General features: G+C 69.5%; 15 protein-coding genes. 1 reads left to right on the plus strand and 14 read right to left on the minus strand.

The features are described 5' to 3' along the window. Window positions 1–497 precede the first annotated feature (497 nt). Window positions 498–1,205 carry a hypothetical protein gene (locus tag ACFWPT_RS39345; protein WP_380487764.1) on the plus strand — a complete coding sequence of 236 codons (708 nt, stop codon included), beginning with the start codon at window positions 498–500 and terminating at the stop codon, window positions 1,203–1,205. A gap of 106 nt (window positions 1,206–1,311) precedes the next feature. On the opposite strand, the gene ACFWPT_RS39350 is transcribed toward ACFWPT_RS39345, so the two are convergent. From ACFWPT_RS39350 to ACFWPT_RS39415, 14 genes are all read right to left on the minus strand, one after another. Continuing rightward, window positions 1,312–1,767, minus strand: coding sequence for a protein kilB (locus ACFWPT_RS39350; protein WP_380487766.1), 456 nt, complete (start codon window positions 1,765–1,767; stop codon window positions 1,312–1,314). A gap of 166 nt (window positions 1,768–1,933) precedes the next feature. Next, window positions 1,934–2,173: a hypothetical protein gene (locus ACFWPT_RS39355; protein ID WP_380487768.1), complete on the minus strand. Its 240-nt coding sequence runs from the start codon at window positions 2,171–2,173 to the stop codon at window positions 1,934–1,936. Window positions 2,174–2,178: 5 nt separating this feature from the next. Beyond that, window positions 2,179–2,415: a pRL2-19 gene (locus ACFWPT_RS39360; protein WP_380487770.1), complete on the minus strand. Its 237-nt coding sequence runs from the start codon at window positions 2,413–2,415 to the stop codon at window positions 2,179–2,181. 140 nt (window positions 2,416–2,555) lie between these two features. Continuing rightward, entirely contained in the window at window positions 2,556–2,864 is a 309-nt protein-coding gene (locus ACFWPT_RS39365; RefSeq protein WP_380487772.1) for a hypothetical protein, read from the minus strand. 14 nt (window positions 2,865–2,878) lie between these two features. Continuing rightward, window positions 2,879–3,253: an RRQRL motif-containing zinc-binding protein gene (locus ACFWPT_RS39370; RefSeq protein ID WP_380487774.1), complete on the minus strand. Its 375-nt coding sequence runs from the start codon at window positions 3,251–3,253 to the stop codon at window positions 2,879–2,881. A 64-nt stretch (window positions 3,254–3,317) separates the two neighbouring features. Continuing rightward, on the minus strand, window positions 3,318–3,719 hold the full coding sequence (locus ACFWPT_RS39375) for a DUF3307 domain-containing protein (protein ID WP_380487776.1): 402 nt from the start codon (window positions 3,717–3,719) through the stop codon (window positions 3,318–3,320). Between the two features lie 94 nt (window positions 3,720–3,813). Then, entirely contained in the window at window positions 3,814–4,245 is a 432-nt protein-coding gene (locus tag ACFWPT_RS39380; protein ID WP_380487778.1) for a hypothetical protein, read from the minus strand. 1 nt (window position 4,246) lies between these two features. Then, window positions 4,247–4,702 carry an NUDIX domain-containing protein gene (locus ACFWPT_RS39385; protein WP_380487780.1) on the minus strand — a complete coding sequence of 152 codons (456 nt, stop codon included), beginning with the start codon at window positions 4,700–4,702 and terminating at the stop codon, window positions 4,247–4,249. Between the two features lie 31 nt (window positions 4,703–4,733). After that, entirely contained in the window at window positions 4,734–5,027 is a 294-nt protein-coding gene (locus tag ACFWPT_RS39390) for a hypothetical protein (protein WP_380487782.1), read from the minus strand. Window positions 5,028–5,245: 218 nt separating this feature from the next. Continuing rightward, window positions 5,246–5,428: a pRL2-8 gene (locus ACFWPT_RS39395; RefSeq protein WP_380487784.1), complete on the minus strand. Its 183-nt coding sequence runs from the start codon at window positions 5,426–5,428 to the stop codon at window positions 5,246–5,248. 41 nt (window positions 5,429–5,469) lie between these two features. Further along, entirely contained in the window at window positions 5,470–5,652 is a 183-nt protein-coding gene (locus ACFWPT_RS39400; protein ID WP_380487786.1) for a hypothetical protein, read from the minus strand. Between the two features lie 13 nt (window positions 5,653–5,665). Further along, on the minus strand, window positions 5,666–5,992 hold the full coding sequence (locus tag ACFWPT_RS39405; RefSeq protein ID WP_380487788.1) for a hypothetical protein: 327 nt from the start codon (window positions 5,990–5,992) through the stop codon (window positions 5,666–5,668). After that, entirely contained in the window at window positions 5,989–6,339 is a 351-nt protein-coding gene (locus ACFWPT_RS39410) for a hypothetical protein (protein WP_380487790.1), read from the minus strand. Before ACFWPT_RS39410 ends, ACFWPT_RS39405 begins: the two co-directional genes overlap by 4 nt. Window positions 6,340–6,398: 59 nt before the next feature. After that, window positions 6,399–7,982, minus strand: a 1,584-nt coding sequence (locus tag ACFWPT_RS39415; RefSeq protein WP_380487792.1) for a pRL2-11, incomplete at its 5' end; no start/stop codon positions are given.

The raw sequence follows: 7,982 nt of genomic DNA on the forward strand, positions 1-7,982 counted from the left end.
TCGGAGTACCTGCCTTCGGCAGACCACCGCCTGCGGCGGCGAAACTGCTACACGGTGTGATCGCCTTCGGCGCTCGGCCGTTGGCCGGAAAAGCAGTGCGGCACTGACTTGCAGTAGCTTCCGTGTGCTCTGACCTGGGCTTTTGCATCTCGTAACCTCTTCTCTCGACTTGGACCCCTTCGGGGCCCTCGGCCGGCCAACCGTTCGTGATCATGAATTCTGTTACTCTGAGTTGCGAAGATCAAACTAGACCATTCACCCTCACCTAAATTACGCACCCCCAAGTGAGCAAAAGTCAAGACTTGACGCCAACTTATTTTTGGTAACTTTCCGTGATCGGTGTGCTCTCGGTTTCTGACGGCTCGTCAGAAACGGGCCCGAGGGCACCCCTCCCCGCCGGTCGGCAGAGCCCGCCGGGCGGGGCCGATCTCCTCCCCGATCAATCTAGCCAGATAGCCCGAGAACCCCTCTTTGATCTATCTAGCTAGAATTCCCGCATGACGCACAAGAGCTTTGTCCTGGCCCTCCCGAGGGCCGATCTGCTGGCACTGAACGATCTTGTGAAGGCCGGGGCGAAGGCTGAGGAGGAGTGGCTGAGCCAGGCCCGGAAGAACGCCGGTCTGGCCGGCCTTCGGGGCAGCGAGGCGAGCGCGGCCCGGCTCCGGATCAGGCTGGAGCGGGACCGGCTCCGGCAGGCCGGGACGCTGACCGGTACCCGGGCGGCGGTGGTCGGCTTCGCGCTGCGGACGGTGCTCCGGCGGCGCGACCTGGACCGGGAGTGGCCGGAGCCACCGCCGGGGGAGGCGTCGGCTCCCGGCCGACGGTGGGGCTCCACCCAGCGCGCTGGCTGGACGCCGGAGGACCGGGAGGCCGGGGACGACCTGGACGGGCGCATGGAGGTCAAGCTCCAGGCGGACCTGGGCCAGACCGTGGTGCGGGCCGCCTACTGGACCAGCGAACCGGCGGTGGTGCAGCTCAAGGCGTGGTTTGACCGCTTCGGGGACGGGCCGGTGGTGCAGATGCGGGACGCCGCGCGGGGAGGGGTGCCGGCGGGCCTGGCGATGTTCGCCGCAGCTCTGGGCGAGCGGCCCAAGGCTGAGGATCTGGAGCGGCGGGACAAGCTTCGCGCTCAGATCCTGACCTCCGGGGACCTGCTCCGGGAGGCCGTCCAGGAGGCCATCGGCAGGGCTGTGCCGGGCTCCTGACGCCCGGTCGGAGCCCGGCACGGAGAACGCCCCCTCAGAGCCTCTGAGGGGGCGTTCTGGCCTTTCAGGTGCCACGGAGGGCACTGCATGGACTGCACGTACTGAGTCAGGCGGCCAGGGCCTGGCCTGCCTTGGTCACCAGGAGATCGGCGGCGGCCACCGCTGCGGTGCGGGCGGCCTCCAGGGCCTGCTGGTCGGCGGCCGAACGGAGCGCATAGGACGCGCGGGCAGCCGCGGTGGCCACCTCGGTCAGCTCCGGAGCGAGCACGGCCAGGCGGACCTGGGGGGCGGTGATGGCGGACCGGGTCGCGTGGCTGGCAGCGCGGGCGGCGGCGTAGGTCTCGGTGTCGGCTCCGCTGAGCCGGAGGTCTTCGCGGGTCCACATCGCGCGGCGGTGGTCGGCGATGGCGGCGGCCAGCTCGGTGACGGCCTGGAGCTGGTCCCGGCGGCGGCTCTCCGTCCGGGCCTCGATGCGGTCGGCGCGGGCCCCGCGCTGCTGGAGCGCGCCGGCCACGACGGCACCGGCCAGCGTTCCGAGTACGGCGATGATGCTGGGCCACATGGTGTTCCCCTCCCGGTTGTGGTGTACGGATTTCCGTACACCCAGAACTGTACGGACTTCCGTACAGTCGGTCAAGGCATCAGCTCCAACGAAACTGAGCGGCCCCCGACATAGGGGCCGCTCAGATGACACGGAACGTACTGCACGTACTGCATGTACTGCGTGGTCAGCCCTGGCCGTGGGCCGCCTTGAAGACTCGGACGGCGGTACCGACCGGGGCATCGGGCAGGCCGATCGGGTAGGAACCGGGCCAGGCCGCCATCCGGTCGGCGGCGTGCCGCTCGCACCCGACACTGCCGTGCACCCGGTCCGCGTGGATCACGGTCACCACCGCCGGGCCGGAACAGGAGTGAGGGTCGTCGGCGTAGTGCGCGCGGCACGTGGGGTCGTAGGTCTGCACGTCCATCCCCGTCAGCCGATCTGGATTCCGCCGGCGTCTCCGGCCGGTCGGGGGACAGCCGACAGCCGGAGCTTGCCGTTCGGCAGCGGGTCCATGGAGACCGCGTGGAAGGCCCCGTCCGGGCCCCCGATCGCGTCGGTCTCGAAGGCGCTGGCGTTGATCTCGAAGGAGCCGCCGTTGTCCATCAGGATCGCCAGGAGCATGGCGTGCGAGAGGTCGGCGGGGGAGAGGTTGCTGGGACTGGACACGGTGATCCTTCCGGTGTCGCGGGTGCTGTCGCGTCTGCCTCAGCTACGGGGGTTTCGGCCCGTTCTCCCATGTCACAGGCCGCGACAGGGGCGGTCGTGACAGGGGCGTGCGACAGCAGACGCGACAGCTTGCGGAGTGGTCAGTCCTCGATGCCGAGGGCGGTGCTGACGGCCTGGCGGGCGCGCTGGAGGTCAGCGTCCGAGACTCGGTCGTCGTCCTCCAGCCGGGCCAGCCAGCCCGTGATCTCGTGCGCGGGCCAGCGGTCCAGGTCCGCCGGGACCTCGAAGCGCTCGGGGGTCGCGGCCGGGGCCGAGCTGGAGAGGAGGGTGCCCTCCAGCCACTGTCCCGGGGTGGGGTTCTCCCGCTGGGTGAGCTGGGCGAGCAGGTCGGCGGCCTGGTCCGCCGGGAGCTTGGCGGAGGCGGAGATTTCGTCGCGGTGGATGTTCATGGGTTGTCCTTCGGTCAGGCCGCGAGTGCGGCCGGGTCGGTCTGCGAGCAGGGCCAGCAGGAGCCGAGGGAGCGCGGGATGACGTACCCCGCGTCCGTGCGGCAGGTCGGGCAGGTCCGGCGCGCGAGCATCATCCTGGCGTGGGAGCGCCAGCGCGCGGGGGTCATCGGGCGAACCGGGCGGGCCAGGTCGAGGCGGAAGAGGTAGGCCACCCTGCGGCCCCGGCGCCACTCGATCTGGGCCACCGGGTCGTGGCCGGCCGGGCGGAGGCCGCGGGCGCGGAGCTGGCGGCGGGTGAGCAGGCCATCGGGGGCCAGGCGGTAGCCGTAGGTGGGGAATCCCCCGTGGTGTTCGCCCTGGGGGTCGTGGCGGTAGCGACCAGTGCACATGCGGATCACTCCTCCGGGTGAGGCCCGGCCGGGCGGCGGGTTGCCGTCCGGCCGGGGCCGGGCGTCAGCTCAGGGCAGCGATCAGCACGGCGGCCGGGAAGAGACCGACGACGATGTGGGCGGCCTGGTCCACCAGCGGGGCCCCGCCGTTGGTCCGGAAGGCGGCCGAACCGGTCTTGTCCATCCACCAGGCGATGGGCCAGCGGCGGTCGATGAACCCGTGGGTGCCGGCCGCCCAGGCGATGGCGGCCAGGGTCGGCCAGGTCCCGGTGTCGAGGTCGAGGGAGAACCGGGCGACCACCAGGACGGCGAACATCGAGGCGACGTGCGCGGCCACGTGCTCCGAGTTGGCCCGCCAGCCCCTGCGGCTGCACTCGCCCTTGTGGGTGGCCATGTGGTCGGTCTGGAACAGGTAGTCGCCAGCGAAGTGGGCGACCAGCAGCAGCACGAAGACGGATGGGAACATGGGGTGACCTCCTGGTCAGGCTTCTGGCTGGTGGGTGGACGGGGCGGCCGGACTTCTTCGCGGGATGACGGCCGCCCCTGCTGTTCGGGGTGGGTCAGCTCTGGTCGGTGTTGGAGCCGGTGGCCCAGCTCTCGAACACGGCCGGGGTCTTGTTGAGCAGGGTTTCCCGGCGGTACTGGGCGGTGGAGCGGGAGACGTCCATGGCCAGGGCCAGGTCACCGACGCTCCCGCCGGCCTCAGCATGGGCCCGGATCATCGCGTCCCGGACTCCCTCCAGCCGGGGCAGGAGGCGGTGGTCGAGGTCGTTGATCGCGGTGTGGAAGTCGTCCAGGGTGAAGGCGTGGGGCTGGCCGTCGATGCTCTGCCCGGAGCGGAGCCAGGCCAGGGCCCAGAGGGCGGTGTCGAACCAGTCGGCCAGGGTCGAGACCTCCGGGCCCAGGGCCTTCGCCTGGCTCGGGGTCAGGCTGATGGTGATGTCCAGGCCGCGCTTGAAGGCGTCGTCACCGTTGCGGAAGGTCAGCGACATGTCAGTTCTCCTTGGTGGTGAGCTGGCGGACCGCGTCCGTCAGGATCTGGCCGTGGTCGAACGCGAGCGGCGGCAGGTTGTCCAGCCGGAACCAGCCGACGTTGGCGGCGTCGTCGCCGGCCACCGCCACCACGCCGGAGGCCACCTCCAGCAGGTAGGCGACCGTGACCACCCGGTCGCGCGGGTCGCGGTCGGGGTCGTCGTAGGCACCGACCTGGACCAGCTCCTCCGGCATGGCCACGATGGCGGTCTCCTCCTCCAGCTCACGCGCGGCGGCCTGCCTGGAGGTCTCGCCCTGGTCCACGTAGCCGCCCGGGAGGGCCCAGTGGCCCTTGTGCGGCTCGTCGGCGCGCTGGATCAGCAGCACCTCCTCACGCCGGATCACCACGGTGTCGGCGGTGAGCCAGGGCCGCGCGCTGCCCCAGGGGTTGTCGGTCTCGGTCACGGTCTCGGTCATTGGTGAGTTCTCCTGGTGGTGGGTGGTGGGGTCAGACGGAGGGGGTCAGCTTGATTCCGGCGGCGCCCTGGAGGAGGAGCGCGCCCAGGACCGCAACGGGGGCTCCGGCCAGCAGGAGTAGGGAGCGGATCACCACCGCGCCGCCGGGGAGCTTGGCCCAGTGGCCGAGGGCGGCCACGGTGATGGTGTAGACGACAGCGGCCCAGATCAGGGCTCCGGTGGTGGTGAGGCCGTGGCTGGAGGCGAAGAGGCCCGCCAGGACGGCCATCACCAGGCCGCAGAGAGCGAGCAGTCCGAGCAGTGCGGCGCTGGCCTTGATCTTCATGGGATTGCCCTCCCCTAGGGTCCGCTGTACGGGTTTCCGTACACCCAGAACTGTACGGACTTCCGTACAGTCGGTCAAGGCCCTCACCCGAACGAGTCTGGCCAGACTCGACATGAGAGCCGGTCAGATGGCACGGAATGCACTGCAAGCACTGCACGCACGGAGGCCCGCCCCGACGTACGGGGCGGGCCTCCTGGTGGAGCTGGCCGGGACTCAGGTCACCTGACGATCTGGTCTCCGTGGCCGTTGTTCATGTGGTCCACGCAAGGCCCGCAGTCCTCACGGGGGCCCAGGTGGGCGTGGACCTCACGGCCGTTGTAGGCGTGGTACCAGCACTGCCGGCACTCGCCACGGGGCGGGTTGTTCGCCTTGGCCTTGTTCGCGTCTCCGAGGGTGAACACGATCTCTCCTTTGGGTTGGGTCGGCCGGCCGGGCGGGAGGGTCAGACCTGCCGCAGAGCTTCGGCCGCCTGGTCGTCGGTGATGCTGAGGCCGTAGGTCGTGGCCAGGTAGCGGCGGAGGTCTTCGGTGCCGGGGTTCCCCCGGAGCGTGTTGTACGCGCCGCTCCGGATCTCGGTGACCGCCCGGCGGATCAGGGGGCGGTGGTCGGGCTTCCTGCGGAACACGGTGGCTCCCCTTCTAGGTCAGGCCGTTGGCCCACCGGACGTAGGTCTGCCACTGGTGCCGGGCCTGGGTCCACCCCTTCTTCGCGTCCATCCCGAGCCGCAGCAGGACGCCGAAGACGCCGGAGTAGAAGACGACCAGGACCCACCAGGGCAGGCCCAGGGAGTGGAGGGCGATCTCCGCCCGGACCACGGTCAGGACGATGTACGCGGTGGCCACGGCCAGGGCGATCCGGCTGACCCAGAGGATCAGGCCCGGGGTCCAGGCCGGGAGCTTCGGGAGGGTCCAGCGCTTTCCGGTGGTCTCGTCCTCGAATTCCACGGCGGCGGTCTCGGTGCTCACTTCGCGTTCTCCTTCTTCGGGGTGCGGATAACGGCGGCCGGGTCGAAGCCGAAGAACCCGAGCCGGGCCGTGACGATCTCGATCGCGTCGGCTTCGCTGATCCGGAGGCCGAAGGACCGGAGCACGATGTGCTGAATCTCCTCAGGGGTGATCCCCTCGAATTCGAATTCCGGACCCTGCTCCGCCATCCGGATGTGCGCGGTCTTGACCGCCTCCTCCAGGGCCACATCGACGGCCCGAATGGTGAAGTCAATCCGCATGGCCTCGACCCATTCGGCGTGCTTCTTGTCCTGCCGCCTGTCGTGCCATTCCTGGAGGAATGCGTCAATGTGCTTGAGGAGCTTCATTGCGTTGCCTTTCGGAGTGGTCGGGGGCCCGGAATTCCGAGCCCCCTGGGAATTGACTTCTAGACCTCGTTGGCGGAGTTACCGGCCTTGACCCGGTTCCGCTCCCACTTGCGGAGGTCTGCGGGCCAGTACAGGAACGCGCCGTTCTTCGCCTTCCCGACAGACGGCGGGAATTCGTCGTCCCGCAGGGAGGCCCGGCGGACCGCGTGCAGGGTGGTCGTGACGATTTCCTCCTTGACCGCTTCGGAGAGGGAGATCGGCTTTTCCTTCTCGCTGGTCGCGGGCTCGGAGAACGCGGCCTCCATCTGGGCCACGAAGTCGTCTTCCGTGATGCGCGGGCCGGGCAGACCGGCCGCGCCGGCGGGGCCACCAAGGTTGGTGGCCGGGGAAGCCGCGGGGCCTGTCGTTGCGACTGTCGTAGGGTCTTTCTCCAGGTTGGAGGGGGTGCTACGACCCTGCGACGCTGCGACAGAGCGTCCCACCATGGCCCAGGCATGGGCCTCCGGCTCGGTCATGAACAGGACCTGGGTCTCATGGGCGACACCGCCCAGGACGACCTGGGCCCGGCCGATGTGGCGGGTGAACTTGGGGGCGGGCTGGACCTCCGGGACCAGCATGTTCCAGGCGTTCCTGGTCGCGCGGGCCAGGATACGAGTTGCGAAATTCTCCCTCATTTCGGGGCCGCCCATGGAATTGGCGGTCATGCTCTGGCCGACCGCCAGGACGTGCATCTTGACCGCGCGGCCCATGAACAGGATTTCCGCGAGCGCGTCGATAGCGGGGGATTCCTTCGGGTCCTCCTTGGTGCGGATGGCGACCCAGTAGCGCTTGAGCTTGCCGATCGTGGCATTGACCTCCTCCAGGAGGATCACGTGCCGGGGACCGACCGGGGCGTCTCCCTCACCCTCCCAGTCATCCACGATCCGGTTACGGCGCTCACCCTCGATACCGAGCCGGATCAGGGAGTCGTGAATGTCCTCGATATCGCGGCAGTATTCGACACCCGGGATTCCGCGTGCCCACTTGTGAGAGTGGCGCTTGCGGTCCAGGACGGTTCCCTCCGCCCCGTTGTGGAGGAGCTGGGCGAAGATTCCCCGGAGGATGACGGACTTTCCACCGCCCGTTCCGGCGCTCACCAGGACGTGCGGGGATTCGGCGTCCAGGTCAACGCTCACGGTGGTGTTCCGGTGGGAGAGACCGATCAGCGGCGCGCTTTCCTTCGCGGCATTCACCAGGATCTGCACGTCCGCATCGGAGAACAGCACCTTGGACGGCGGGCGGGGGCTCTGGGTCGCGGTGACGTAGTGGTTGCGGCCGTCCATGTGCCAGGAGAAGGCCACGTCCTGGAGGGCCAGCTTCTCCCGGATCGCGCTGGTGACGGCGGCCTTCCCGTCGTCCCCGGCCCAGTCCGCCGGCACCGTCACCTTGAGGGCCTGGCCGGTGATCTCGGTGAAGTTCTCCGGCAGCTCGATGTAGCTGGAGGGCTTGGTGCCCTCGGGCAGTCCGAGCTTCTTGCTCAGGACCACGTGCAGCGGCCAGATCCAGTCCCGGCGGTGGTCTTCGGCTGCGGCTTCGACTGTGAAAACATGCCCATGGTCTTTCTCCTGGGTCTGACGAGAGGGTCGGGAGAGAGGCCCCCGGGC

It is taken from the genome of Kitasatospora sp. NPDC058478 (assembly GCF_042720345.1).
Lineage (GTDB): Bacteria > Actinomycetota > Actinomycetes > Streptomycetales > Streptomycetaceae > Kitasatospora.